We start from the raw sequence: 26,355 nt of genomic DNA, 5'->3' as shown, positions 1-26,355 counted from the left end.
CAACAGCGAACTAAAATTACTCCCAGCTGCCACCTTCCCTTGTAAGATCATTTAGCTCTCTAAATTAAACTCGTTGTAAAGGGAAGGAGCACTTATTGGTACTTAAAAAATGAAGATAAACGAATAGCAGTCGAACTCCCTCGCTCAGCAGAATGTCAGGGTGAGCAGCCCGTCCTGAGCGGAGTCCCACTGTCAGGGTGAGTAGCCCATCCTAAGCGCAGTCCCTATGTCAGGGTGAGTAGCCTGTCCTGAGCGGAGCCGAAGGGCAGTCGAACCCCCTCGTTCAGCAAAATGTCAATGAAATCAATATGTCAGGGTGAGCAGCCCGTCCTGAGCGGAGTCCCACTGTCAGGGTGAGTAGCCCATCCTAAGCGCAGTCCCACTGTCAGGGTGAGTAGCCCCTCCTAAGCGGAGCCGAAGGGCAGTCGAACCCCCTTATGTACCAAGATGTTCAATGCCAGCAAAATGTAAGCGTAAGCAGCCCCTCCTAAGCGGAGCCGAAGGGCAGTCGAACCCCCTTTTGTAGCAAAATTGTCAATGCAAGCCAATTGTCAGGGTGAGCGCAGTCGAACCCCCTCGTTTAGCATAACCATCAATGCAAGTAAAAGCCCCCCCAAAAAAAATTCGTGCATTCGTGGTAATCCCCACCCGAATCCCGAATTAACAAATCTCGAATTCACAAATCCACCAACCAACATTATAAAAACTAACAAATTAACATTTACCTTTGCCGTCTATGAGCAGATTGGTTCAAATTACCGTTTTACCGCATCAACAGGAGGATTTCGATTACATTCTCGAACTTGCTTTGGAAAAGGAAAAGCTTCGAAAAGATAACATTAGCGATTGGAGAATTCGAAAACGTTCCATTGATGCACGCCGCAAACCCATTAAAATAAACCTGCAAATTGAATTGTGGTCAAAAGGTGAAAAGCGAGAAACCATTTCGCCATTTATACCTCAAAATGTAAGCGAGGCAAAGCAGATTGCTATAATCGGCGCAGGTCCCGCCGGACTTTACGCAGCGCTTCGGGCAATAGAAGCTGGATTAAAACCCATAATTTTTGAACGCGGAAAAGACGTGCGCGAACGTAGGCGCGATCTTGCAGCCATCAACAAAGACCATATTGTAAACCCCGAAAGCAACTACTGCTTTGGCGAGGGGGGCGCCGGAACTTATTCCGATGGTAAACTTTATACACGTTCTAAAAAACGAGGCAATGTTTTAAAAGCATTGGAATGGTTTGTCCATTTTGGTGCCGATGAAGATATACTTGTAGATGCACACCCGCATATTGGCACTAATAAACTTCCGAAAATTATAACCGCAATGCGGGAGGCGATAATTGAAAATGGGGGAGAAGTACATTTTAATTCTAAGCTTACAGATATAAAAATCACAGCTAACGCAATTGAAGCTATTCAAATTAATAGTGAAAAATGGTTGCAATTCGAAGATGTAATCCTTGCCACCGGTCATTCTGCGCGCGACATCTTTTACTTACTTCACCAGAAAAACATTAAAATTGAAGCTAAACCATTTGCTATTGGCGTTCGTGTAGAGCATCAACAGGAAGTGATAGATTATATACAATATCACGGCGATGACGACAATCCGTACTTACCGCCCGCCAGTTATTCGTTGGTGGAGCAGGTGGATGGATTGGGTGTTTATTCTTTCTGTATGTGTCCTGGTGGAATTATAGCCCCTTGTGCCACAGAGCAGGAAGAGGTGGTAACCAATGGTTGGAGCCCCAGTAAACGTAACAATCCGTATGCAAATAGTGGGATTGTTGTTAGCGTAGAGCCAAAAGATTTACCAAATTATAAAGAAGGCGATCCTTTTGTGTGTCTCGATTTTCAAAAACAAGTGGAACGACTTTGTTGGGAAGCAGGAGGGAAGACGCAAAGAGTTCCTGCCCAACGGATGATTGATTTCGTGGAAGGAAAGGTTTCAGAAGATTTCCCGAAAACCTCCTACCAACCCGGAATTGTCTCAGTAGATTTAAATGAAGTACTTCCGGCCTTACTATCAAAAAGACTAAAAAAAGCATTTGTAGCTTTCGGGAAAAAGATGAATGGTTATTACACAAACCAAGCAGTACTACACGCCCCCGAAAGTAGAACTTCATCACCCATAAGTATTCCGCGAAACCCAGAAACATTAGAACACGTCGAAATTAAAGGACTATACCCCTGCGGAGAAGGCGCAGGCTACGCCGGCGGAATCATTTCCGCAGCAATAGACGGAATTAATTGCGTTGATGCAATTGCGGGGAAGAGGAAAGAGGGTAGTAGGTAAGTAGCCCGTCCTGAGCGCAGTCCCTATGTCAGGGTGAGTAGCCCGTCCTGAGCGGAGCCGAAGGGCAGTCGAACCACAGTCCCAATGTCAGGGTGAGTAGCCTGTCCTGAGCGGAGCCGAAGGGCAGTCGAACCCCCTATTTAGCAAAATCATCAATTTAAGCAGCCCCTCCTAAGCGCAGTCGAAGGGCAGTCAAACCACAGTCCTAGCCTGTCCTGAGCGGAGCCGAAGGGCAGTCGAACCCCCTTATTTAGCAAAATTATCAATGTAAGCAGCCCCTCCAAAGTGCAGTCGAAGGCCCAACTTATAGTTTCAACCCTTCCGTCAGCTGGTAATTATATTCAACAGTGAACTAAAATTACACCCAGCTGCCACCTTCCCTTGTAAGATCATTTAGTTCTCTAAATTAAATTCGTTGTAAAGGGAAGGAGCACTTATTGGTGCTTAAAAAATGAAGATAAACGAATAGCAGTCGAACCCCCTCGCTCAGCAGTATGTCAGGGTGAGCAGCCCGTCCGGAGTCCCTATGTCAGGGTGAGTAGCCCATCCTAAGCGCAGTCCCTATGTCAGGGTGAGCGCAGTCGAACCCCCTTCACCACTAAGTTGTCAGGGTGAGCAGCCCGTCCGGAGTCCCTATGTCAGGGTGAGCACCCCGTCCTGCACGCACCCGAAGGGCAGTCGCCCCCCCCCTTATGTAGCAAGATGTCCAATGCCAGCAAAATGTAAATGTAAACAACCCGTCCCCTCAAACCACCTCATAAAAAAAGGGCCCCCAAAACTGGAAGCCCTTTTAAATAAAAAATATATGCTAATAAATTACTTAATATCAAGTAATTCTAGATCAAATGTCAAATCTTGTCCAGCTAGGGGATGATTAGCATCTACAATGATGAAATCTTCCTTCACCTCTGCAACACGCAATTGACGTTCAGAACCATCAGGGTTTTTAGATACTAGACCCATTCCTATTTCTGGTTTAATTTCCTGTGGTAAATTCTCACTTGGAATTTTCTGGAAAAGCTCTTTTTGAACTTCACCGTAAGCTTCCTCTTTTGGAATGGTGATAGTTTTCTTATCATTCACTTTCATGTCCACCAATCCTTTTTCAAAACCTGGAATTAAACGGCCCTCACCAAGTTTTACCTCTAGTGGTTCTCTTTCCACAGAACTGTCGAACACTTGTCCGTCATTTAGTTTACCTGTGTAGTGAAGTTTTACGGTTTCATTTCCTTGTACTTGACTCATAATGTTTGTTTTTTTCGATTATTTAATCAATATTGGGCAAAACTAAGGGTTTATGTTGCCAATTCCACAGAATACTGAATTTAATGTAAAGGTTTAAGGAAAGATTAACGCCTCTATGTTTAAGCCATTTTATTAATAGCTATTTGTTTTTAATATAATTGATGAAGAATAAAGAAAACTAATAAAAGCCGAACAGTAAAGAATAACTCAATGACGGGTTATTAGCAAGCCAAGGATTTCAAAACATCTATTTTTAGTGGCTTCAACAAATAGGAAAGTACTTGATCGTTCTCTTTTGCTTTCCGTATATCGGTATTATCTACCGAAGACGTAAGAATATGGATTTGCAAATCTAACGAAATTTCGCACTCACGAATCTTTGTGATAAACTCCCAACCATTCATTTGAGGCATATGAATGTCTAAGAAAATAAGATAGGTCTTTGTTTGGTGTTCGCGTATATATTCCAATCCTTCTTTACCACTTTTCAGGGCGGTGACGTGCGTATCTGGAAAGTGCAATTTAATCACTCGGGAGTTAATCAAGTTGATGATAGGATCATCATCAATTAGTAAAATTTCACGCATCTGCATCTTCAATTGCGTTTATTTTGTGAGTGATTTCATGTATTACCTCGTCTAATTCATCGGCTGCATCAGAAATCATACTAAAAATTTCATCTTTCGAATCATCTTCAGAATTAAGTTCTGAAAGATATATTAAACCCATTATCTTAGAAAGGGGAGCCCTAATAACATGCGATTGCAACCAAGCAATTTCGCGAAGGTTTGTATTCTGTCTTTTAATTTGTTCAAGTTGTTGTCTGGAATTTGTAACGTCCAGCGCAGACCCGATAGATCTAATGGGGTTGCCTTCATCATCTCTTAGTATATAGCAACGGTCAACCATATAAGCAATGCTGCCATCTTCCGTCAGAATTCTATACTCTCTTTCCCAATTTTTCTTGGTTTTATCTAAAAAGGCTGCTTGGAGTGACTCCCATAATTTAGGCAAGTCTTCAGGGTAAACCTTATTAAACCAAGAATTTTCTTTATTAAATGGCTCTGTAGCATCATATTGAAATGTGCCCTCATAACCTCTACCTCTTGCAATAGTTTGTTCTTTATGGTCAATATCCCAAATTATTTCATTACTCACTTGCATTGCTAGGCTAAACCGCTCATTGCTAAAAGCTAATTGTTTTTGGTTTTCTATGCTATCTGTTATATCTTGAATTGTTCCTTCCAAACGAAATGGTTTTCCAGCAGCATTCACAAGAAGTTGTACTTCTTGGCGCACCCATCTTATAGCATTAGATCCAGTTATAATGCGGTGCTCAAAACTTTGAATTTTGCCAGGTTTAAGCATTTTAGTTACGTCGCCAAATAGTAAAGCTCTATCCGATGGGTGAAATGCCTCCGCTATATTTTCTAATGTAGGAATAAAATTAGAAGGTGTGTAGCCAAATAAGCTGTACATTTCTTCACTCCATTCAGAAATATCAGAATCTAAATCGCGACTCCAATACCCAAGCTTTGCAATTTTTTGAGCATTCCGAAGTCGTAAGTAAGCCGCTTCTAATTCTTGCTCTGCAATTTTTTGCTCCGTAATATCTTTAGCGACAGCAATAATAATTTTTACTTCAGTTTTTAAAGTAGCGCTCCAGCGTAACCATTTAATGGTTCCATCTTTAGTTATTAACCTTGCCTCGTATGAATTTATACTCTCCGCAGTGGTTATTAAGTTATCTATAAAAGAAGCTCTGTCTTCACTATGTATAAAATCGAATATTGGTTTTTCAATTATTTCAGACTTTGAATAACCAAGTAAATCTTTAAAAGCTTTGTTTAGCTTTTTTAAATAACCATCAAAACCAACCAAGCAATGTGGGTCGGGTGAAATATCAAAAAAGTTGCGGTATTCTTCTTCGGTAATTTTCTGTTTAACCACCGCGCCAATCTGTAAACCAACTTCTTCTAATAGTTTAAAATGATCTGAAAGATATTGATCTTTAAAGCGAGAAAAGCAAATAAAACACCCCAGAAACTCTTCATTAAAAATTATAGGAATTCCGATAGCCGACTGTAATTCGGCTACAGCCGCAGCTTCGGCTCTTACAAGAGGCTCGTAATTATAGATGTCTTGCCAAATGGATGTTCCCATAGATTCCCAAACGTGGCCTGCTAAACCTACGCCTTTTTCAAAACTATGAATATTTTTAGAGTGCTCATGAAAAGAATCAAATGATGCATCCTGATTAGATTTTGAAATTAAATTTAGTCGCGCTTTATCTTCGGAAATAAGCCATACTTCAGCAATACTAATGCCTGAAAGCCGTACCAGTTTTTTTAATGCTTCTGCTAAACTAGCAGAAAGTGAACCTGGACTACCAATGGCTTTAGTTAGAGATGCCACAAGTTCTTTCCCCATTCTTTTTTCAACCTCAAGCGTTACCTCTCTAGTGTTTGCAACTATCCCACCAATTGCAGGATTGTATAAATGGTTTGTTAATTCAGTTTGAACCCAACGCCAATTACCTTCAGAATCTGGATATCTGAAAGGTTCAATAGACTCGCTATCTGTTGTCAAGACTTCCTCAAGATGTTTTCGTAGCCTAGGAGCATCTTCCTTATAAATAAAATCGAATGCATTAGTGCCAATAATCTCCTCGGGTGGTATCCCTAATATTTTTGTTGAATTTGGCGCTACGTAAATATAATCGCCAGCGGTATTTAAAATTGAAATTAGCGCTGTACTATTTTGAACAAGCGATTTTAATTTAGCCTCGCTGTCTATTAATTTTTGTTGGGCTTGAGATTCCTTTATAACATGACCAAGATTTGATGTCAGGTTTTTTAAAAGTTCTAATTCATTCTTTTGCCAAGTTCTTTCATTCTTACAATCATCTATGCCAATAAACCCACAAAAAGTATTGTTAACCATCACTGGCAGTACTAGTATAGAGCAAATTTTCTGTGTTTTTAGAACATCTTTAATAGTACTTGGTGGTAATTGTGATACAATAGCCTCAAAGAATTCACCTTTCTGCAAAGGCTCTATAAAAAGTGGAAATTTAGAGAAAGGAACATGCTGTAATTCAGGATTATCAATTTGCATTTCGGTACTATCCTGAACCCATTCCAGCCGTTGTGAGGTTGTTTTATTCTTTAAATCATTTTGAAAAAAGTAGATTCTGTCTATATTAAGCGTATCTCCCACAATCTGAAAACAACTATCCAATGCTAACACCCAATCTTCAGACCTAAGTAAAAGCTGATTAAGTTCTCCTATTATAGACAAATAATGCTTTTGCTCTAGAATATGTTTTTCTTGTAAGTATTGCTCTGTAAGGTCTATTGCAGTAACAATATCTGCCTGCTTATCGTAAAAATCAATTAGGTTACTTTTAATCTTTACGTGGATGATACTACCATCTTTTTTTTGATGTAGAAAGAGATTATTTTTATATTCCTTAGTCCTCGTTATTGTGCTTCTAACAGCTTCTAATAATTTGGGAATTTCTTCTATTGGCCTAATATCTTTAATAGTCATAGAAAGGAACTCCGTTTCCGAATAACCGTAATGTTTTATTGCCTCTTCATTAACTGCCAAAAACCGTAGCGTTTCAACATCATAAATCCACATAGGAAATGGGTATGAATTGAATAGAAGCTGATCCGGAAAGTTGGGTCTTTGACTAGAAATAATCATGAATAGCAATAATTATTTTAACGATTTACGGGGAGAACTAAGTAACTATCAAAATATTTTTTTTTCAATACTAATGATTTTTAATGTTTTGTATCTAAGCTTTTGAAATAAAAACAAATGTACAAATTAAAGAGTCTTTAACATTTACCTCAAACTTAATAAAGAATATCGGAATATTATAGTATTATAGCGAAAATAATAGAGTATTATCGGATTGGTATAGAGGTTTTTTAAAGTAGAAGAATTACTTCCCAATACAGAAATTGGCAAAAATATTACCCAAAAGCTCATCGTTCGATATCTCGCCCGTAATTTCACCAAAATAATACAAGGCTTGGCGAATATCTATTGCCAATAAATCTCCACTTGTATTATTATTTATTCCATTCTGTACGTGGCTTATTTCTTCCAAAGCCTTCAACATAGCGTCGTAATGGCGGCTGTTGGTAACGATGGTTTCATTATTACGAAGTGCGCCCGTGTTTACGAAATCGAGTAATTTATTTTGAAGTTCTTCCACGCCTTGCCCAGTTTTGGCAGATAATAATTGAAGCACAGATCTTCCAGCAGGCGGATTATTGAGTGCAGATTGTAACTGTTCAATTTCTATTTCTGTAAGCTTATCAACCTTATTGGCTACAATTACAAGGTTCTTTAAAGGATATTTATTCTTGATAGTTTCAATCTCAACCTTGAATCTTGTACCTTGAATTTTAAATTTCTCCGAGTCAAAGAGATAAATTACAACCTGTGCAGCTTCAATTTTCTCAAAGGTTTTCTTTATTCCTAATCCTTCAATAATATCTTCGGTATCGCGAATTCCGGCAGTATCTATAAATCGAAAACCAATACCACCAATGGTTATTTCATCTTCAATAGTATCGCGCGTTGTACCTGCAATGTCGCTTACAATGGCGCGATCCTCGTTTAGTAATGCATTCAGCAGGGTAGATTTCCCCACATTTGGTTCGCCTACAATGGCTACAGGAATACCGTTTTTTAAAACATTTCCAGTAGCGAACGAATCTATAAGTCGTTTAAGAACTTGTGTTATTTTTGAAATTAGCTTTTGGAATTCCTCGCGATTGGCGAATTCTACGTCTTCTTCGGCAAAATCAAGCTCTAATTCAATTAATGAAGCAAAATTCAATAGTTCTTCGCGCAGCTTTTTTATTTCTGAAGAAAATCCGCCACGCATCTGCTGTATTGCAAGCTGATGGCTGGCAGCACTATCGCTAGCAATAAGGTCTGCAACAGCTTCTGCCTGGCTTAAATCCATCTTCCCGTTAAGGAATGCACGTAGTGTAAACTCTCCGGCTTGTGCCATTCTACAACCTTTCCGAAGGCATAATTGTATTATTTCTTGCTGTATGTAATTACTTCCGTGACAGGAAATTTCAACCACATCTTCACCAGTATAACTATTTGGGTTTTTGAAAATAGTTGCTAGCACCTCATCAATTACCCGTTCCCCATCCTTTATGTTTCCCAAATGAACCGTATGGGTTTTCTGTTTTGAAAGTTCCTTCTTTGAAATTGAAGTAAATATGGATGAAGTAATTGCAACGGCATCTAGCCCCGAAAGTCGAAGTACTGCGATTGCACCCGCCCCTGCAGGAGTTGCCATTGCTACTATAGTATCTGTGTGTGTCATTGCGGGCAAAGGTAACATTACTTTAGAAAAGTTTTAAAGGTTTGTACCCTAGGAATTATACGCAATCAAAAAAGGGTTGCACGAATGCTAAAATTCTATAAATTACTGAATCTAAGAAACACTCTAAATTAAAATGATAAAGTAATTTTTTTATGAAGTTTACTATTCAGGATTCTCGCAAAGATTATTATTTAAACTGAATGAAAAGTATAGAATTAGAGCTTTTGACTCTTTTTTAAACCTTTTATTATTTTAGTGAATTCCTCCAAACAAAACTTTCCCTTACTAGCTAGTGTGGCTTCGTCTAATGGAACAGCTCCAAGAATTTCTCGACATTCACTCATATAACCGCTTAGCGGATCAGCCTTCATATAATACATGGTCATCGTAGTTTTATGAATGAGATCTGAAATCTTTTTTATGTCTTTGTTTGCTAAAGCAATTTCAAATTCCTTCTTATAACCTACCATAGCATCCAGCGTACTTAAAACAAATTTTTTAAGGTATTCAGGTTTGTTATTCGCCATTTTTATATAGCGCTCTAAACTGTAACTCTCAACCCCTGATGATTTGGTTTTTGCACTTAATTTCCTTAGCTTTTTCTTCGGTGTAAATTTAGCTTTGGTAGAAAGTTTAGCGAGCTTTTTACCTTTGTTTTTTTTACCGTGACAAACTCCTAATAAATCAAAAAGCTCCGAAGGTTGAAATGGTTTTGGCAGGTGGTCATCTATTCCTGCTTTAATTAATTTATCGCTTACTTCTCCCTTTGTAGATGCCGAAAAAGCAATTATATCGGGCTCTTTTTCAAGCTTTAATTCTCTAATCTTTTCAGCAGTTTCATATCCATTCATTTTTGGCATTTGCAAATCCAGTAATACAATATCTATTGCATGCTTTTTAATGATGTTTATAGCTTCTTGACCACTTTTTGCTGTTTTATATTGAATGTTCCACAACTCAAGATACTGCGTTGTTATATAAATATTAATTAGGTTATCATCAACCACTAAAACCTGGCAGCCATCAAAATCATTATCTTCAGAAGTTGAAATTAATTGTTCTGGCTTTTTAGATTTTTTCTTATTAACCTCATACTTTAAAGAAAAACTGAATTTAGAACCTTCATTAACTTTACTAGTTACTACTAATTTACTTTCGTGAAGTTCTAATAATTTTTTACTGATTGTAAGGCCAAGTCCGGTACCGCCGTATTCCACACTTACATCATAACTAGCCTGCGAAAACTCTTGAAAAATTGTTTCTAATTTTTCTTCAGGAATACCAATTCCGGTATCCGAAACTTCAAATTTAAGATGAACCTCTTTATTAAGTTTTTTAATCAAAGAAATGGAAACCGTTATTGCACCTACCTTAGTGAACTTTATTGCATTCCCAATAAGATTGGTTAGAATTTGATTCAGTTTTACTGGATCTCCAATAATATTGTTTGGAATACCTTCTTCTAAATTTATAAGAAGTTCTACTCCCTTTTCCTCAGCTTTTACCGAATATATTTGCTTTAAGACAGTAAGCAAATCGAGAAGATTGAATGAAACATGTTCCAATTCAAGCTTTTTAGCCTCTATTTTACTTAGGTCTAAAAGATTGTTCACAAGACTCAATAAATTTTCAGAAGAACTCAGTAACAGGCGTGCATATTCCTTTTGGTTATCGTTTAAAGGCGTTTTATGCAGTAGATTCCCTATTCCAAGAATTGCGTTTAAAGGCGTACGGATTTCGTGACTAATAGTCGCTAAAAAGTCTGCCTTAGCTTTTGAATCTGCTTCAGCTTTTCGCTTGGCATCTAATATTTCATTTTCGTAGTTCCAGCGATCTGTAACGTCTAGTATAGTTGCTTGATAGGTGGTTTGTAAATTTCCTTGTGGAGGAATTTCTCGCACATTAATAAGGCCGTGAAATACACTTTTGTCTTTTCTGAGAATATCAAAATAGACTTCCTGTATAAAACCTTGCATTTTTATAAGTGGAAAAAAATGCGTTTCAAAAAATATTTGCCCTCCAATTTTAAATAGGCTAGGGAGGGTAATTACATTAACTATTTCTTCCTTTTTATAGCCTAACCAATTCGTTAATGTATTGTTTATATCTATTATTAATCCATCGTTTTGAAATGAGACAGACCCGCAGGGCGCATTTTCATATAAGTCTAAAGCTGCCTTAAGACGTACTGAATCTACTTCGTTTAAAATATCGTTTTTAATTCCCACTAAGAGTTGGTTTCAAGAAAATCTAAAATTGCATTTGCAGTTTCTTCTGGCGCACTTAAATTAGGACAGTGCCCTGTAGCTTTTAGTATCTTTAGAGTGCCATTTTGTACCGAATTGGCTACGTATTTCCCAACTTCTATAGGGGCTATTACATCCTGAGAACACTGCAATATAAGGCTTGGCGTAGTAATATTCTCTAAATCGTCTCGGTTGTCAGATAGAAACGTAACACGGGCGAAATTTTTAGCAATCTCTGGATCGGTTTTACAAAAACTATTGCTTAATTCTTTTCCTAATTCAGGTCGTGCATCATTACCCATAATAATAGGAGCCATTGTTCGAGACCATCCCAAATAATTGATGTCTAAGGTATCTAAAAGCTCGTCAATAGATTCTTTATCAAACCCACCAACGTAGTCCCCCTCATTTATATAACGGGGTGAAGGGCCTATTAAAATCAACTTCGAAAATAGTGAAGGGTCTTTAAGTGAAGCAAGCATACCAATCATTGCACTTACCGAATGCCCCACAAAAATAACATCCTTTAAATTTAAATGTTCACAGATTGTAATTATGTCGTCTGCATAGGCGTGCAACGAATTGTATTTTTCATTTGTGTATGCAGCGATATCAGAATTACCGGCACCTATGTAATCAAAAAGTATAATCTTGTAATTCTCCTCGAAATAAGGATACATGAAGCGCCACATATTTTGATCGCAACCGTAACCGTGGGCAAATAGCATTGGTTGAGACCCTTTACCAAAAACTTTAATATTAAAGGACTCATCTATATTAGCGTACTTATTGTTTTTCATGAGGAGAGGCTTAATGCTTTGTTAAAACTACGTAAAAAATTAATATATCCAAATACATATTAACTGTGCTCAAACTTGAATGCTGAAGAACTGCTTTCTGCTATTATAACGCGCAATACCGTCTAAAATGGATTTCTATGCTGGTTATAGTTGTCCACAGTTGGAATATATTTTATAAGAGTTTATCTAATCTTTGGAAAAATAACTAGCAGAACCTTCATTACATACTGAAATGCTAAAAAGGAAAGCATAAGCTCTCCTTTTAGTTCTTCCGTTATATTTGTAAGTTAAAAAGGCTTTTAATTATTCAGCATCACTGGCATTACAAGCATTGTAACAGTTTCCCCTTCATCTAATCCATCTACAGGAGTAAGAATTCCTGCACGGTTAGGAAGGCTCATTTCTAATGAAACTTCATCGCTTGTAAGATTATTCAGCATTTCAGTAAGGAAACGGCTGTTGAAACCAATTTGCATATCATCACCTTGGTAGTCGCAAGTTAAACGCTCCTCAGCTTTGTTGCTGTAATCTATATCTTCCGCAGAAATATTAAGCTCTGCACCAGCAATCTTTAAACGTATTTGGTGCGTTGTTTTACTAGAGAAAATAGAAACACGACGTACAGAATTCAAGAATTGATTTCTGTCAATAACCAACTTGTTCGGGTTTTCCTTCGGAATAACAGCCTCGTAGTTCGGGTATTTTCCATCAATTAAACGACAAACCATTTCTGTATTCTCAAAAACAAATTTTGCGTTGCTATCGTTATATTCAATAGTTACGTCTTCTTCGCTACCTGCAAGAATGCTCTTTAAAAGCGTTAATGGCTTTTTCGGCATTATGAATTCCGCAGTTTGTGTAGCGCTAATATCGTCGCGGGTATATTTCACTAATTTGTGTGCATCGGTCGCTACAAACACTAAATTATCTGTTGAAAACTGAAAGAAAACACCGCTCATTACAGGTCTTAAATCATCGTTCCCTGAAGCAAAAATTGTTTTGCTGATAGCTGTTGCAAGCACATCGCCTTGTACAATTGTTGCCGAAGGATCTTTTAATTCAACAGCATTGGGAAATTCTTCGCCACTAGCGTATGCTAAAGCGTATTTACCGTGGTTGCTGCTTATTTCAATAGTATTGTTGTCTTCAACCGTAAAAGTTAATGGTTGCTCTGGAAAGGTTTTTAGCGTTTCTAGCAAAAGTCTTGCTGGAATACAAACCAAACCTTTTTCAGTACTTTCCACTTCTAATTTTGAAGAAATGGTAGTTTCTAAATCGGAAGCCGAAACAGTAAGGGATTTTCCGTCTAAATCGAACAGGAAATTATCTAAAATAGGGAGCGTATTATTGTTGTTAATAATACCACCTAAAACTTGCAGTTGTTTTAATAAATAGGAACTCGATACGATGAATTTCATTATGTGTGTTTTTTATGAAATAATTCTCAATTATGCTCGCCCCATACGTCTAATTTATAGTAGCGTAAAAGATTGGCGAACCTGTCAAACTTCTTGATAATTCAAAGGATTCGTTCAGTTTACTGTTCGAAGCCGAAGTACAAATATATTTCAATTGAAGTGTTTGTTAAAACAAACTTATCAACATTTAGCGGGTGTATTTTCGTTTGCGATAATAGGTGAAAACAAATCCGAATATAGCCAGTAAACCCAACGGTAACAATATATTAAGCACTTGCCACTTGCTTCGCTCTTCCACAGTTTTTTGTGGATCGAGAAAAGGTACTGCAATTTGCTGCGTTCTAATGTTTATAAGTCCACTATCGTCAAGGAGGTAATTAACCGTATTTAGCAGAAATTCTTTATTTCCGTAGAACTGATTCGTCATTTTGTCGAAGCCAAGTTCAAGCGGCCGATTGCCCTGCATTTGGTTTTTAATTACATCGCCATCGCTGATTACTACCATCTTAGCAGATTTACCTTCATCTATATTTTTTATGCCGTCAAGTTTAATTGGTTTCACCCGATTTTTATAAACTGAAGTGAATTTTCCTTCCAGCAATACAGCCAGCGGAACTTCGCCAGCGTTGTATTCTTCAGGATTAGGTCCTTCATTTACTATCTGCAAATTCTTTGGTATTTCTGAATCAAAGTCAATAGGGAAGGGGAGTCCCACGATTTTAGAAATTGGTGAAGTAGAAAGCAATACTGTTTTTTTAATGTTATTTGGAAGTGTATCTATTGCACTGGCATAATCAAATTTTACCGCCTCAATATTTGTAACGATTGGGTGGCTATTCGTGCTGCTACTCAACGGACTAAAAAACCACGGATAACGATTGTATTGGGATTCTCGTTCATCGCCACTCGCCAAAACAATTGGGGCCGAATACACATCTTTCACCAAATTAGGGTTGATACGGATGCCGTATTTAAAGAAGAAATCGTTTAAGTTTAAATCCCTTCCAAAAGCGAAAGCATTGCCGCTAACAGTATCTGTCTGCATTTGGGTTGCGTCCAGTAACCAAAGGGTATTGCCGCCGTTCATTATATATTGATCCAGCACATATTTTTCATTATCGGTGAATGCTTCTGTGGGCTGGGCAGCAACAATTAAGTCAAAACCTTCCAAGGCTTGCAAAGTCTTTTCTGGACTTGCAGCAACAGAATCTAAAGTGAAAGGAGCTATAAAATAATATTCCCGCAGGCTTGCAAAGAAATCGGCAATGTAACGATCGTCATATTCTCCGTTTCCTTTTAATACTGCTATTTTTTTAGACTTTTCTGAAGCCAGTTTTTTAAAACCATCGGCGAAAGCATATTGTAAGTTTTGTAGCGAACTGTTTACTCTTTCTTCGGAAGTAGCGCCAAGTTGGTTTTTCAGCAAACCAATTTTCACAGATTTTCCGTCGTGATGTGCTAGTACCCACGGATAAACTAGCTCGGTACTCTGTTTGCCGCTTTCGGTAACTGAAACTTGTGCAGGAGTCAGTCCAAATTTTTCAAATTGCGTTTGAAAAGCTTCGTTACCCTTTTCTGTGGGATCGATAAATTCAAACTTTATATTTGAATTATATGATGAGAATTCTTCTAAAAGCTGTTCCGTTTCACTTTGCAGCCTTTTGAATTCTGGCGGGAAATTTCCTTTCAAAAAAACATCCACAATAAGTGGGGAATCAATTTGATCAACTATTTGTTTCGCCTCTTCAGACAGTGTGAAACGCTTGTCCTGTGTAAGATCGAAACGTTTGTAGAAATAATTGCCAACGATATTCAACAGGATTAAACCTGCAATTAACACAACCAGCGAAACGATATTTTTTCTAATTGAAGTTTTCATTATAGCTTCTTCAATTTAAAAATGGTTAATGCAATAAAAAATACGGTAACGCTCAAAAAGTAAAGTAAATCGCGAGTATCCAAAACTCCGCGTGAAACGCTGTCAAAATGCGCTTTCATTCCAAATTGTGAGATATCAAAAGAGGTGGAAGTAAAGCCATCAAAACCGTAATAAAGCCCAAAACACAGAAACACGGCAATTATAAAAGCCACAATTTGATTCTGTGAAAGCGTGGAAGAAAATATGCCGATTGAGGTATAAGCTAACACCAAAAATAGTAATCCAATGTAGGAACCAATAGTGCTGCCAACGTCCCAATTTCCAGGCGGGTTTCCTAATTCAGAAATGGCGAAAACGTATAAAATTGTTGGAATTAGAGCGATGATAATTAGAATTACTGCGCCAAAATATTTCCCTAAAACGATATCTTTTAAGGACACTGGTTTGGTGAGTAGCAACTCTAAAGTGCCCATTTTCATTTCGTCGCTAAAAGCACGCATACAAACAGCGGGAATTAAAAATAGTAAAACCCACGGAGCGAGTTCAAAATAGGGGGAGAGGTCTGCAAATCCAGAATCGAGTATATTGAAATTTCCACCAAAAACCCACAGAAATAAACCGTTTATCACTAAATAAACCGCAATCACCATATACCCAATGGTACTGGAAAAGAAAGAGTTTATTTCGCGTTTTATTATTGTAAACATTTGTTTTTTATCCCAAGCGTAAAACCGCCATTATTTTTTCACCTATTACCTACAACCTATTACCTAAAACCTAAAACCTACTACCTACAACCTACTACCTATTCACTCAAGCCTCGCCACAGTATCCACACTCCAAGCCTCAGCTTTCGCTTTAAACATTGGTTTTGTAACACTCCAGACTTCTCTAAAAAGTTCGCTGTTTCTGTAATTTTCTAGATCTATTTCTTTATTCCAACGGCTGTAAGTGAAATAGATTGTTTCGTTATTCTTATCGTTGTAAAGTTCCAAAAAAGCACAACCTGGAAAATTGCGGATCTTTTTTTTTACTTCTTCAAAATTAGCCAGAAAAGCAGGAATGTTCTCCTTTTCAAAATCCATTTTTACAATTCTTGTGAACATATAACTAATTTAAGGTTTAAGCGGAGCCGAAGCACCGTTTTCACTATTCGATAAAAACGTTTATTTAAAATATGAATTTATGTTTCTAAACTAAAATTAACCGTAATAGTATCTCTAAATTCTAACCCAAATAGGCTAGAAGCGCCACCCACCGAAGTAGGATTGCTTTTGTAAATTGCAAGTTCTAAAAATTGTGATGAATTCCAAAGCGCTAGCCTTTTTCCATCTTCTTCACGTTTTTCTGGGGCGTGGTTAAAATTTATGGCGTCACTATAATGAGTGTGTATTTTTGAAAACTTCGCGTTACGTGCAGCAATTATAAATTCTCTTCCGCGCCCTACTTCTTCAAAAAGCTTTTTAGTAATATTACTTATCACGTTTCCGTAATTATCAATATATATTACGTTACCAATTATCTGACTTTCTTTGTTGCTTATTACAGGGCGTATGCCTGTTAATTCTTTTATTTCGGTAATGTTTTTGCCAATTACCTCTAGTGTTCCACCTCTGGCAATGTGCCCAGCAACCTTCACAAAAACATCCAAAACAGGGAAATTACTTATTATTCGATCGTGAATGTTTATTTCAACAATTTTCTCTGGTCGAATTTCTGAAGTTAACATTGAAATAATACCGTTGTTAGCACATATAAAATAGTGCCCATCCATAAAAACTGCAATGTGCTTATTTTCAGGATTTAACTCAGAATCTACCCCAATAATGTGGATGCTTCCCAGCGGAAAACTTTTGTATGCATTCTGGATTATATATGCAGCTTCGTGCAAATGAAAGGGCGAAACGTAATGAGAGATATCAACAATCTTCGCATCTTCCATTTCCGTGTAAATAGCCCCTTTTACTGCGCCAACGAAGTGATCCTTCTCTCCGAAGTCAGTAGTAAGTGTAATTATAGCCATAAATGGATTGTTGATATTTTCTTAAAAGGTTACCACAAAAATAAGTTACTTTTGTTAGTGGCAAAACTATTTTTGATTAATAAAAAAATTATTCTGCCGTAACATTATTGATCATATTTTTATATAATATTGACAGTGAATTACACCTTAATATAACACCTTTTACGTAGCATAACTCACGTCTAAAATATACAGCATTTGAACGAACTTATCATCGAACTTACAGAGATTAGCCCAAGGGATTTCTTCGGTCTTGAAAACGCTAATATTGACCTTCTTAAAAAATATTTTCCAAAACTGAAAATCGTTGCACGCGGTAACAAAATCAAAGCATATGGCGATGAAGATGTGCTGGAAGAATTTGATAGGCGAATTATGATGCTCTTAGAGCATACTGCCAAATACAATAAACTAGACGAAAACGTTATTGAACGCGTTTTGTTAAGCCGAAATAAAGAAGAATACGAAGCACCTGCAGGCAGTGGCGAAGTAATTGTTCACGGTTTAAGCGGAAAACCTATTAAGGCACAGACCGCAAACCAGCGCAAACTCGTAGCGCTTATGGGTAAAAACGATATGGTTTTTGCAGTTGGCCCAGCGGGAACGGGTAAAACCTACACCGGTGTGGCACTTGCTGTAAAAGCTTTAAAAGAAAAAGAAGTAAAACGAATAATATTAACCAGACCTGCGGTAGAAGCCGGTGAGAATTTAGGTTTCCTTCCGGGCGACTTAAAAGAAAAGCTGGACCCATATATGCAGCCGTTATACGATGCGCTTCGCGATATGATTCCTGCCGAAAAACTGGCGTCGCACATTGAAACAGGAGTTATTCAAATTGCGCCTTTGGCATTTATGCGCGGCCGTACGCTGGATAATGCATTTGTAATTTTAGACGAAGCCCAAAATACAACCCACGCACAAATGAAAATGTTTTTAACCCGAATGGGAAAAAACGCAAAATTCATGATAACCGGAGACCCAGGACAGATAGATTTACCGCGTCGTGTAACTTCAGGATTAAAGGAAGCACTACTAGTTTTAAAAGACGTGAAAGGAATTGGAATGGTTTATTTAGACGACAAAGATGTAATCCGCCACCGTTTAGTAAAAGAGGTGATTGCGGCTTACAAGAATATTGAAAACGTAGATTAAATAATGAGTAACACAATAATTTCAACAGATTTTAATTTCCCCGGACAAAAAAGTGTTTATCACGGAAAGGTGCGCGAAGTCTATACGTTAGAAAACAACAAACTTTTAATGGTAGCTACAGACAGGCTTAGCGCTTTTGATGTGGTAATGCCAAAAGGTATTCCGTATAAAGGACAGATATTAAACCAAATTGCGACCAAAATGATGCGCGATACTGAAGATGTGGTGCCAAATTGGTTGACTGCAACTCCAGATCCAAACGTTGCCATTGGCGAAGCTTGCGAGCCTTTTAAAGTTGAAATGGTAATCCGAGGATACATGAGTGGCCACGCCGCTCGCGAATATAAAGCGGGAAAACGAATGCTTTGTGGCATCGCAATGCCTGAAGGAATGAAGGAGAATGATAAATTTCCTGAACCAATAATTACTCCCGCCACCAAGGCCGAAATGGGCGATCACGATGAAGATATTTCACGCGAAGATATTCTGAAAAGAGGAATAGTTGCGGAAGCAGATTATCTTCAACTTGAAGATTATACGCGAAAACTTTTTAAACGCGGAAGTGAAATTGCTGCCAAAAGAGGATTAATCTTGGTTGATACTAAATATGAATTCGGTAAAACAAAAGACGGAAAAATAGTACTAATTGATGAAATTCATACGCCAGATTCTTCACGTTACTTTTACGCCGAAGGATATGAAGCACGTCAGAATAATAATGAAACTCAAAAACAACTTTCAAAAGAGTTTGTTCGTCAGTGGTTAATTCAAAATGGTTTTCAGGGTTTAGAAGGACAAAAGGTTCCACCAATGAGCGATGAATATATCGAAACCGTTTCAGAAAGATATATTGAATTATACGAAAACATTACAGGCGAAAAGTTTATAAAAGCAGATGTTTCAAATATTCACGAACGTATTGAAAAAAATATTTTAAGCTATTTTTCTAAACGCTAAGTTTTTAATTTAAATATCTTCTTGAAAATTAAAACTGTAGATATACCCTAAACTTACTTCAGAGAAATCTGCCTGCCCTAAATTTGAATTGATATGTGCGGCAATATATATGTTGTTTATAGGGTTCTTTTCTGTAGCAAGTAAATAATATTTTAAGCCCAGCCTCCCAGATAATAGTTCTTTGAACTTATAAAAACCATCAAAATTACCGAGTACCCATCCCTCTGGAATTTCTCTTGGAGTGTTTTCCCAACCTTTATTTATTCGCCATTCCATTTTATAGGCGGGTTTGTGTAAATTAACTCCAATCTGCAAATTTATGCCTATATGGTTCATTAAAATTTCACCGCTAAAATTTACACCTATATTGGTTGCATAATATATAGGCATACTCTTAAAGTAATCAAACTCCCTTCCACTCCGCACTAGCCATTCATTCCCTTTAATATAATCGTAATAATGTTCGTAGAATCGGTAGTAAAAACCAATCCCAAGTTTTAGTGTGTTATTGTAGATACGACCGTATTCGCCAGCAAAAGTGTACACATGTTTTTTTTCATTGAAAGCCAAAGCAAAAGAATTTTGACCAAGCCCCCCGCGTAAAGTGAAGTAACTGTAAACGTTATTCTTTAACGTGATAACCTCTTCCTCACCTAACTCTACCATGTCCTTTGTAGGGCTTTTTATATCTGTAGAAATGCTAAATAAATATGAATTATACCCTTTATTATGTAAGCGCATATGGCCATTAGAGTGGTGTGTATAACCAAAACCTAAGTGTAAATCAATGTTTTCTGTTGTGAAAAGCCGATAGTACAAAAACAATCTACAAGCCCAAGTTAAGTCGGTAGTTACGGCCTGGTTTCTCGGGTTCTTTTCGGCATCGTATTTTTCAGTCAAAAAGGAAGTTCCCATTCCAGCAAGTACACTCACCTTTTTACTTCTAAAAGCATTAAACCTTATAAATGGCATAAACGAAAAAGCCAGCCCCAAACTATCCCGATTTCCAAAATCTGTTATGCCGAAGGAAAAGCCCGTTTGTGGACCTTTTAATCGTTGAGTCCATTCTTGTGAATTTTCAGATTGATCCCTACCAATATTAAAAATCAGCTGCTTTTGTGTCTTTGTACTGGGGAAATTAAAGTTCGCTTCCTGCGTTTCTCCGAAGAGTAATTCGGTATTAAAAAATAACGAATTATCAATCCAATTAGGTGTAGATTGACCAATTGATGAAAACGTAATTAAAAAGAAAAAAATGAACAGCTGTATTTTGAAGTAATAATGAAAGTATTTTTGGGTGCCAAAAAGCAACCGACCAGCGAGTAGAAAACGTTTATTTGAGAACTTTAGAAATAAACGTTTTATCACTGCTTCGATTTATGATTAAAACTGTGCACATAACCAAAACTAAATTCGGTAAAATCAGCCTGCCCTAAATTTGCATTAAGATGGGCGCCTATATAAAAGTTGTTTTTCGGTGCTTTTTCCATTCCAATTAGGTAATATTTTAACCCCAATCTGGAGGAAATTCGGCTCTTCTTTTTAAAACTTCCGTCAAATTCTCCTAAAAGCCACCCTATCGGAATTTCTCGCGGAGGATTGTCCCAACCTTGATTAATGCGCCAATCTATTTTATATGCAGGTTTATGCAAATTATAACCCAATTGAAGATCGATCCCAAAGTGATTTAGGAATATTTCGCCGTGAACTGTAATTGCTAAATTGGAAGCGTAATACCAAGAATTACTTCTGAAATAATCGAACTCGCGCCCAGCTTGCACCAACGATTCATTTCCTTCAATATAATCGTAATAATGCTGGTAAAAACGATAGTAAAAACCTACTCCAATTTTAAATGTATTGTTGTAAACACGGCCGTATTCTCCAGCAATAGTGTAAACATTCTCTTTGTCGTTGAATGCCAACGCGAAAACATTTTGTCCTAATCCACCGCGTAGCGCGAAATAGCTATAAACGGTTTCGTTATAAGTTGGAAGCGCTTCAACAGTAGTGTTTTCAGGATTATTTAATGGATTTTTTATATCTGCCGAAAGGCTAACCAAAAATGAATTATAACCTTGGTTCAGTAAGCGAGTATGTCCGTTGGAGTGGTGGGAGTAGCCCAAACCCATTCGCCAATCTATATTTTTTGTCCCTAAAAATTGATAATATAAATACATTCTATACGCCCAAGTAAGATCTGTGGTAACTGCTTGATTCTGCGGATTGGTTTCGGCATCGAACTTTTTAGTGAAATAGGAAGCGCCCATTGCAGCCACTACTTTCCAGCGAGTGCTGCCAAAGGCCTTAAATTCAATAAAGGGCATTGCAGTAATGGCTATTCCTAAACTATCCAGATTTCCAAAATCGGTGATTCCAATAGACATACCCGTTTTTGGACCTTTAAGTCGCTGCGCCCATTCTTGCGGATTATTTTCGTGGAAGCGTCCAAAGCTTAGAAGTAGTTGTTTCTGTAATTTAGTATCGGGAAAACCGTCGTTGGATTCCATAGTTAATCCTAAAAGAAATTCAGGATTAAAAGAAAACGCACCTTTTTTCCAATCCGACTCAGTCTGAGCGAATGTAAAAAAAGACACAAAAATAAAATAAATGGTTAGTTGTATTTTCATTTGATGCTGCAAGAAACAATTTCCCTTTTAATTTTAAAAATTTTAACACTACATTCGTTAAAACTTTAAAACTAGCACTTGGAAAAAATTGACAATATTGTCGCTGAAATGGCTTCCGCAGCTTGGGGTTTGCCACTTTTAATACTGTTAATTGGAGGTGGTTTATACCTTATAATAAGAATTAGATTTTTACCATTTCGCTACTTAGGTCACGCTATAGCAGTGCTACGTGGAAAATATGACAACGAAAGCGATGCTGGTGAAATCACACATTTTCAAGCATTAACAACGGCTCTCTCTGCAACCGTTGGAATGGGGAATATTGCAGGAGTTGCCGTAGCCATCGCCATTGGTGGTCCGGGCGCAGTTTTCTGGATGTGGGTTAGTGCTGTAATTGGTATGTCTACTAAATTTTTTACGGCAACACTAGCAATACTTTACCGCGGAAAAGATAGCGAAGGGAAGATACAAGGTGGCCCAATGTATTTTATAACCGAAGGTTTAGGAAGAAAATGGATGCCTATGGCTATTCTTTTTAGCGTGGCAGGATTGGTAGGTGCTCTGCCGGTTTTTAATGTAAACCAACTTACACAAGCAATTAACGATATACTTTTAAAACCCGCCGGACTTTATTACGGTTTTAAAACAGATTTAATGATAGGTATTGTTTTAGCTATTATCACCGGAATAGTTATTTTGGGTGGTCTTGGGCGTATTAGTAAAACTGCTTCAAAAATGGTTCCCGCTATGGTCTTACTATATTTCACACTGGTTGTTATAATTCTCGGCGTTCATATTGATGTAGTTCCAAAATACTTGGGCTTAATCTTCACAGATGCTTTCTCGGCAAACTTTTTTAAAGGAGATGTATTTCTGGGAGGCGTTATAGGTGGTATTATTCTATTAGGAATTCGTCGCGGTGCATTTTCAAACGAAGCGGGGATAGGTACAGCGCCAATGGCGCACGGTGCAGCAAAAACAAACGAACCAATTCGCGAAGGTTTAGTAGCAATGTTGGGTCCTGCAATTGATACCTTAATAATATGTACACTTACCGCACTGGCAATTTTAGTTACGGGCGTTTGGCAAACTAGCGACGCAAATGGCGTTAGCTTAACAGCTTCGGCATTTGAAGAAAGTATGCCGGTCTTCGGAAAATATGGCTTACTAGCTTGTATTGCTATTTTCAGTATTTCATCGCTTTTTTCATATTCGTATTATGGAAGCAAGTGTATGTCTTTTCTCTTTGGAGCAAAAAACAAGGGTATTTATAATTACTTCTATATTCTAAGTATACTCGTAGGTGCTACAACTTCGTTAAGTATGATGATTAATCTAATCGATACTTTCTTCGCATTAATGGCAATTCCAACAATGACGGCAACCGTAATTCTTGCACCTAGAGTGATAAAAGAAGCAAAGATTTATTTCGAAAAACTAAAGCAGCATAGAATATCTTCAGAGAAAGATATTTAAAAATTAAAAAGCCGATTTCACCTACATCAACTCGGGCTTACTTTCTTCAATAATATTCAAAAGAAAGAGGCAGTCTAAAAAATAAGAATTAATCGGTTTGTCCGGTCGAGCGCAGTCGAGACCTGATTGTAAGTCAGAAACCTAAAGTTCTCGACTGCGCTCGAACAGACATCCAAAACTACTTTTTAAACAGCCTCTTTAAATGTTTAATAATTAATATGTCGCTTAAAAAAATCTAGTCGAAATAACTAAAGGTTTCGCCGTCTTTAATATTAAGCAATGTTTCGTAAATAAGTTTAATTACGTTTTCTACATCATTTCTGTGCACCATTTCTACAGTGGTGTGCATATAACGAAGTGGCAACGAAATTAACGCACTCGCAACTCCGCCGTTACTATACGCAAAAGCATCTGTATCTGTTCCCGTAGCTCTGGAAAGTGCAGCACGCTGAAACGGTATCATTTTCTTTTCGGCAGTATCAACAATTAAATCACGAAGTTTTTGTTGTACAGCAGGAGCATAGGCTATTACTGGACCGCATCCAATTTCCGCCAATCCCTGTACTTTTTTGTCAATCATTGGGGTAGTGGTGTCGTGAGTTACATCGGTAACAATTGCAACATTCGGTTTAATACGTTCTGCAATCATTTCGGCTCCTCTTAAACCAATTTCTTCCTGTACAGAATTTGTAATATAAAGTCCAAAAGGAAGCGTAACCTTATTTTCGTGAAGTAATCTTGCAACTTCGGCAATCATGAAACCACCCATTCTATTATCTAAAGCGCGACACACAAATTTGTCTTCGTTTAAAATATGGAATTGATCAGGGTAGGTAATTACACAACCCACGTGAATATCCATTTTTTCTACTTCTTCTTTATCTTTTGCACCAACGTCTATAAAAATGTTTTCTGGTTTAGGGCATTCTTCTTTCGCTTTATCGCGTGTGTGAATTGCCGGCCAACCAAAAACACCTTTTTTAATTCCGTTTTTGGTATGAATATTTACAATTTTTGAAGGCGCTATTTGGTGATCGCTTCCGCCATTTCGAACTACATAAAGCAATCCATTGTCTGAAATGTAATTAACGTACCACGAAATTTCATCTGCATGGCCTTCAATAACCACTTTAAATTTTGCGTCGGGATTAATTACACCAACCGCCGTTCCGTAGGTATCGGTAAAAAATTCATCAACATAAGGTTTTAGATAATCCATCCACAGCTTTTGTCCGTCCCATTCATAACCGGTGGGGGCTGCATTATTTAAATAGGTTTCTAAAAATTTAAGTGAATTGTCATTCAATAATGAAGTCGTCATAAATCTATTTTTCTGAAATTAAATATGTTTGGTAAAATTAGCAAATTCTTATTAAGAGCAACAGTGCAATTTGCTTATTTTTGGTGCGTTCTTGGATAGAACCAAGCTTTAAAAAAACAGTTTTAGATGAAAGTTTTTCTACCTATATATATATGTATACTTTTTTGCGGTTTGAACACCACTTACGCGCAAACAGATTCTGAATATTTAAAAAAACAGAAAGATTCCTCCGAAGTTATGTATTACCTAATTGAAGGTGATACTATAGCTCGAGAAATGATTGATCTCGATGAAGTAATACTGCTGAATAAATTAAAATTTGGTTCAGCCGATGACCGAAGACGTTATCTTATCCTTCGCCGTAAAACCCGAAAAGTATATCCGTATGCTAAATTAGCCTCCGAACGTTTAACAACTATGACCGAAAGATTAAAAACTATTGATAGAAAAGGTGATAAAAGACGCTATACAAAACGCATCCAAAAGTATATTGAAGGTGAATTTTCTGAAAAACTTAAAAAATTGACCCATACCGAAGGGCAAATATTGGTAAAACTAATCCACAGACAAACCGGTCGCACAGCTTTCGATCTTGTAAAAGAGCTTCGCACTGGCTGGCGGGCATTTTGGTATAACACCACAGCCAGCCTTTTTGAAATCTCTCTAAAGGAAGAATACAACCCCTTTGACGTAAAAGAAGACTATTTAATTGAGGATATTTTAGAAAGATCCTTTCAAGAAAATATACTTGAACGTCAAAAACCTTCATTCCCCATTGACTATCTCGATTTAAAGGCAGCTTGGAACAAAAAGACTGTTAATAACTAAGACCTTCAGGTAGTTGCACAGAATTTTAAAACATGCTATGTTTGTAGTTCGCTCTTTTTGTTTTTGGCAACCCTCGTTGTATGAGGGAGTTCGGTTCAGAATTGAACTATTAGACAGCTAAAAACCGATTTTAGTGCTAATTCAATTTTTTTTCAATGGTAATATGGTAGCTTTCAAAGCCTTATTATTTGTTGAAAAAAAACATCGAAAAAAAGCCATAAATAAGTTTGTGGGTATCGAAAAGCGATCTATATTTGCACCCGCTAAGCAGAACAGATAGCTGTTCAGAATTGCAAAGCAAACGCTCTTTAAAATTTAGAAAAAAAATACTTTAAAAAGTATTGCCGGTTACAAAAAGGGTGTTATATTTGCACCCGCTTAGAGCAGCAGCTAGGATGTTGGGAAAGTTAGTAATTCGCTCTTAAATTTTTTTTCAAATGTTTTTCAAAAAACATTGTGAGTTTAAAAAAGAGTTGTATATTTGCAGCCGCTTAGAGATAAGCACGCTCTTAGAAACAAGATGAAAGGTAGTATTAGCAACGGTTCAACTCCGTTCCATCAACAAAATAACTCTCTATAATAGTATAGAGAGAAGTTCATTGAGATATTGAAATTGACAGCGTAGATTAATTACCGAAAGGTAGTTAGTCAACAAAGAAACTAAACTAAGTGAGATTTTCTGAGATTTTTTTGAGAGTCGAGCTCTTTATAGA

The 26,355-nt window shown here is 37.3% G+C and carries 19 protein-coding genes; 5 read left to right on the top strand and 14 right to left on the bottom strand.

The window, feature by feature from the left end; translation table 11 throughout:
- Nucleotides 1-736 precede the first annotated feature (736 nt).
- A complete protein-coding gene (locus AC3RVF_RS03010) occupies nucleotides 737-2,302 on the top strand; it encodes an NAD(P)/FAD-dependent oxidoreductase (RefSeq protein WP_489692705.1) in 1,566 nt (521 codons plus the stop codon).
- 816 nt (nucleotides 2,303-3,118) lie between these two features.
- Here AC3RVF_RS03010 and AC3RVF_RS03005 read toward each other — a convergent pair.
- The 11 genes from AC3RVF_RS03005 to AC3RVF_RS02955 form a co-directional block, all read right to left on the bottom strand.
- On the bottom strand, nucleotides 3,119-3,547 hold the full coding sequence (locus AC3RVF_RS03005) for an FKBP-type peptidyl-prolyl cis-trans isomerase (RefSeq protein ID WP_489691184.1): 429 nt from the start codon (nucleotides 3,545-3,547) through the stop codon (nucleotides 3,119-3,121).
- Between the two features lie 221 nt (nucleotides 3,548-3,768).
- Nucleotides 3,769-4,134, bottom strand: a complete 366-nt coding sequence (locus AC3RVF_RS03000; RefSeq protein ID WP_489691185.1) for a response regulator — start codon at nucleotides 4,132-4,134, stop codon at nucleotides 3,769-3,771.
- Nucleotides 4,127-7,258 (bottom strand): PAS domain-containing protein, encoded by a 3,132-nt coding sequence (locus AC3RVF_RS02995; RefSeq protein ID WP_489692704.1) that lies wholly within the window; start codon nucleotides 7,256-7,258, stop codon nucleotides 4,127-4,129. The genes AC3RVF_RS03000 and AC3RVF_RS02995 overlap by 8 nt, the downstream gene beginning before the upstream one ends.
- A 244-nt stretch (nucleotides 7,259-7,502) precedes the next feature.
- Complete coding sequence (mnmE, locus tag AC3RVF_RS02990; protein WP_489692703.1) at nucleotides 7,503-8,912, bottom strand: tRNA uridine-5-carboxymethylaminomethyl(34) synthesis GTPase MnmE; 1,410 nt, start codon at nucleotides 8,910-8,912, stop codon at nucleotides 7,503-7,505.
- A 215-nt stretch (nucleotides 8,913-9,127) separates the two neighbouring features.
- Entirely contained in the window at nucleotides 9,128-11,140 is a 2,013-nt protein-coding gene (locus AC3RVF_RS02985; RefSeq protein ID WP_489692702.1) for an ATP-binding protein, read from the bottom strand.
- On the bottom strand, nucleotides 11,140-11,958 hold the full coding sequence (locus AC3RVF_RS02980) for an alpha/beta fold hydrolase (RefSeq protein ID WP_489691189.1): 819 nt from the start codon (nucleotides 11,956-11,958) through the stop codon (nucleotides 11,140-11,142). Before AC3RVF_RS02980 ends, AC3RVF_RS02985 begins: the two co-directional genes overlap by 1 nt.
- Before the next feature lie 299 nt (nucleotides 11,959-12,257).
- On the bottom strand, nucleotides 12,258-13,376 hold the full coding sequence (dnaN, locus tag AC3RVF_RS02975) for a DNA polymerase III subunit beta (protein ID WP_489692701.1): 1,119 nt from the start codon (nucleotides 13,374-13,376) through the stop codon (nucleotides 12,258-12,260).
- 187 nt (nucleotides 13,377-13,563) lie between these two features.
- Entirely contained in the window at nucleotides 13,564-15,255 is a 1,692-nt protein-coding gene (gene gldG / locus AC3RVF_RS02970; protein ID WP_489692700.1) for a gliding motility-associated ABC transporter substrate-binding protein GldG, read from the bottom strand.
- Nucleotides 15,255-15,962 carry a gliding motility-associated ABC transporter permease subunit GldF gene (gldF, locus tag AC3RVF_RS02965; RefSeq protein WP_489691192.1) on the bottom strand — a complete coding sequence of 236 codons (708 nt, stop codon included), beginning with the start codon at nucleotides 15,960-15,962 and terminating at the stop codon, nucleotides 15,255-15,257. The genes gldG and gldF overlap by 1 nt, the downstream gene beginning before the upstream one ends.
- A gap of 102 nt (nucleotides 15,963-16,064) precedes the next feature.
- On the bottom strand, nucleotides 16,065-16,361 hold the full coding sequence (locus AC3RVF_RS02960) for a putative quinol monooxygenase (RefSeq protein WP_489692699.1): 297 nt from the start codon (nucleotides 16,359-16,361) through the stop codon (nucleotides 16,065-16,067).
- Nucleotides 16,362-16,438: 77 nt separating this feature from the next.
- Entirely contained in the window at nucleotides 16,439-17,278 is an 840-nt protein-coding gene (locus AC3RVF_RS02955) for an SAM hydrolase/SAM-dependent halogenase family protein (protein WP_489691194.1), read from the bottom strand.
- Nucleotides 17,279-17,476: 198 nt separating this feature from the next.
- Here AC3RVF_RS02955 and AC3RVF_RS02950 point away from each other — a divergent pair, with 198 nt between their 5' ends.
- Together AC3RVF_RS02950 and AC3RVF_RS02945 are read left to right on the top strand one after the other, a co-directional pair.
- Nucleotides 17,477-18,430, top strand: a complete 954-nt coding sequence (locus AC3RVF_RS02950; protein ID WP_489691195.1) for a PhoH family protein — start codon at nucleotides 17,477-17,479, stop codon at nucleotides 18,428-18,430.
- A gap of 3 nt (nucleotides 18,431-18,433) precedes the next feature.
- Nucleotides 18,434-19,387, top strand: a complete 954-nt coding sequence (locus tag AC3RVF_RS02945; protein ID WP_489692698.1) for a phosphoribosylaminoimidazolesuccinocarboxamide synthase — start codon at nucleotides 18,434-18,436, stop codon at nucleotides 19,385-19,387.
- Nucleotides 19,388-19,396: 9 nt separating this feature from the next.
- Here AC3RVF_RS02945 and AC3RVF_RS02940 read toward each other — a convergent pair whose 3' ends face one another.
- Both AC3RVF_RS02940 and AC3RVF_RS02935 read right to left on the bottom strand, forming a co-directional pair.
- A complete protein-coding gene (locus tag AC3RVF_RS02940) occupies nucleotides 19,397-20,755 on the bottom strand; it encodes an acyloxyacyl hydrolase (RefSeq protein ID WP_489692697.1) in 1,359 nt (452 codons plus the stop codon).
- Nucleotides 20,752-21,897, bottom strand: a complete 1,146-nt coding sequence (locus AC3RVF_RS02935) for an acyloxyacyl hydrolase (RefSeq protein ID WP_489692696.1) — start codon at nucleotides 21,895-21,897, stop codon at nucleotides 20,752-20,754. Before AC3RVF_RS02935 ends, AC3RVF_RS02940 begins: the two co-directional genes overlap by 4 nt.
- Before the next feature lie 198 nt (nucleotides 21,898-22,095).
- Here AC3RVF_RS02935 and AC3RVF_RS02930 point away from each other — a divergent pair, with 198 nt between their 5' ends.
- Nucleotides 22,096-23,493: an alanine/glycine:cation symporter family protein gene (locus AC3RVF_RS02930; RefSeq protein WP_489692695.1), complete on the top strand. Its 1,398-nt coding sequence runs from the start codon at nucleotides 22,096-22,098 to the stop codon at nucleotides 23,491-23,493.
- A gap of 235 nt (nucleotides 23,494-23,728) precedes the next feature.
- On the opposite strand, the gene AC3RVF_RS02925 is transcribed toward AC3RVF_RS02930, so the two are convergent.
- Nucleotides 23,729-24,814: a M42 family metallopeptidase gene (locus AC3RVF_RS02925; RefSeq protein WP_489691200.1), complete on the bottom strand. Its 1,086-nt coding sequence runs from the start codon at nucleotides 24,812-24,814 to the stop codon at nucleotides 23,729-23,731.
- 126 nt (nucleotides 24,815-24,940) lie between these two features.
- Between AC3RVF_RS02925 and AC3RVF_RS02920 the strand changes: the two genes are divergently transcribed.
- Nucleotides 24,941-25,642, top strand: a complete 702-nt coding sequence (locus AC3RVF_RS02920) for a DUF4294 domain-containing protein (protein WP_489691201.1) — start codon at nucleotides 24,941-24,943, stop codon at nucleotides 25,640-25,642.
- The last annotated feature ends 713 nt before the right edge of the window (nucleotides 25,643-26,355 follow it).

The organism is Aequorivita sp. IT1183, from assembly GCF_058068265.1.
The sequence above is the reverse complement of the archived record's forward strand: the minus strand, read 5'-3'. Positions and strand labels throughout refer to the sequence as shown.

What these genes read in the sequence shown, in the direction of transcription:
- AC3RVF_RS03010 (WP_489692705.1), top strand. Translation starts at nt 737, where the DNA reads ATGAGCAGATTGGTTCAAATTACCGTTTTACCGCATCAACAGGAGGAT.
- AC3RVF_RS03005 (WP_489691184.1), bottom strand. Translation starts at nt 3,547, where the DNA reads ATGAGTCAAGTACAAGGAAATGAAACCGTAAAACTTCACTACACAGGT.
- AC3RVF_RS03000 (WP_489691185.1), bottom strand. Translation starts at nt 4,134, where the DNA reads ATGCGTGAAATTTTACTAATTGATGATGATCCTATCATCAACTTGATT.
- AC3RVF_RS02995 (WP_489692704.1), bottom strand. Translation starts at nt 7,258, where the DNA reads ATGATTATTTCTAGTCAAAGACCCAACTTTCCGGATCAGCTTCTATTC.
- mnmE (WP_489692703.1), bottom strand. Translation starts at nt 8,912, where the DNA reads ATGACACACACAGATACTATAGTAGCAATGGCAACTCCTGCAGGGGCG.
- AC3RVF_RS02980 (WP_489691189.1), bottom strand. Translation starts at nt 11,958, where the DNA reads ATGAAAAACAATAAGTACGCTAATATAGATGAGTCCTTTAATATTAAA.
- dnaN (WP_489692701.1), bottom strand. Translation starts at nt 13,376, where the DNA reads ATGAAATTCATCGTATCGAGTTCCTATTTATTAAAACAACTGCAAGTT.
- gldG (WP_489692700.1), bottom strand. Translation starts at nt 15,255, where the DNA reads ATGAAAACTTCAATTAGAAAAAATATCGTTTCGCTGGTTGTGTTAATT.
- gldF (WP_489691192.1), bottom strand. Translation starts at nt 15,962, where the DNA reads ATGTTTACAATAATAAAACGCGAAATAAACTCTTTCTTTTCCAGTACC.
- AC3RVF_RS02960 (WP_489692699.1), bottom strand. Translation starts at nt 16,361, where the DNA reads ATGTTCACAAGAATTGTAAAAATGGATTTTGAAAAGGAGAACATTCCT.
- AC3RVF_RS02955 (WP_489691194.1), bottom strand. Translation starts at nt 17,278, where the DNA reads ATGGCTATAATTACACTTACTACTGACTTCGGAGAGAAGGATCACTTC.
- AC3RVF_RS02945 (WP_489692698.1), top strand. Translation starts at nt 18,434, where the DNA reads ATGAGTAACACAATAATTTCAACAGATTTTAATTTCCCCGGACAAAAA.
- AC3RVF_RS02935 (WP_489692696.1), bottom strand. Translation starts at nt 21,897, where the DNA reads ATGGAATCCAACGACGGTTTTCCCGATACTAAATTACAGAAACAACTA.
- AC3RVF_RS02925 (WP_489691200.1), bottom strand. Translation starts at nt 24,814, where the DNA reads ATGACGACTTCATTATTGAATGACAATTCACTTAAATTTTTAGAAACC.
- AC3RVF_RS02920 (WP_489691201.1), top strand. Translation starts at nt 24,941, where the DNA reads ATGAAAGTTTTTCTACCTATATATATATGTATACTTTTTTGCGGTTTG.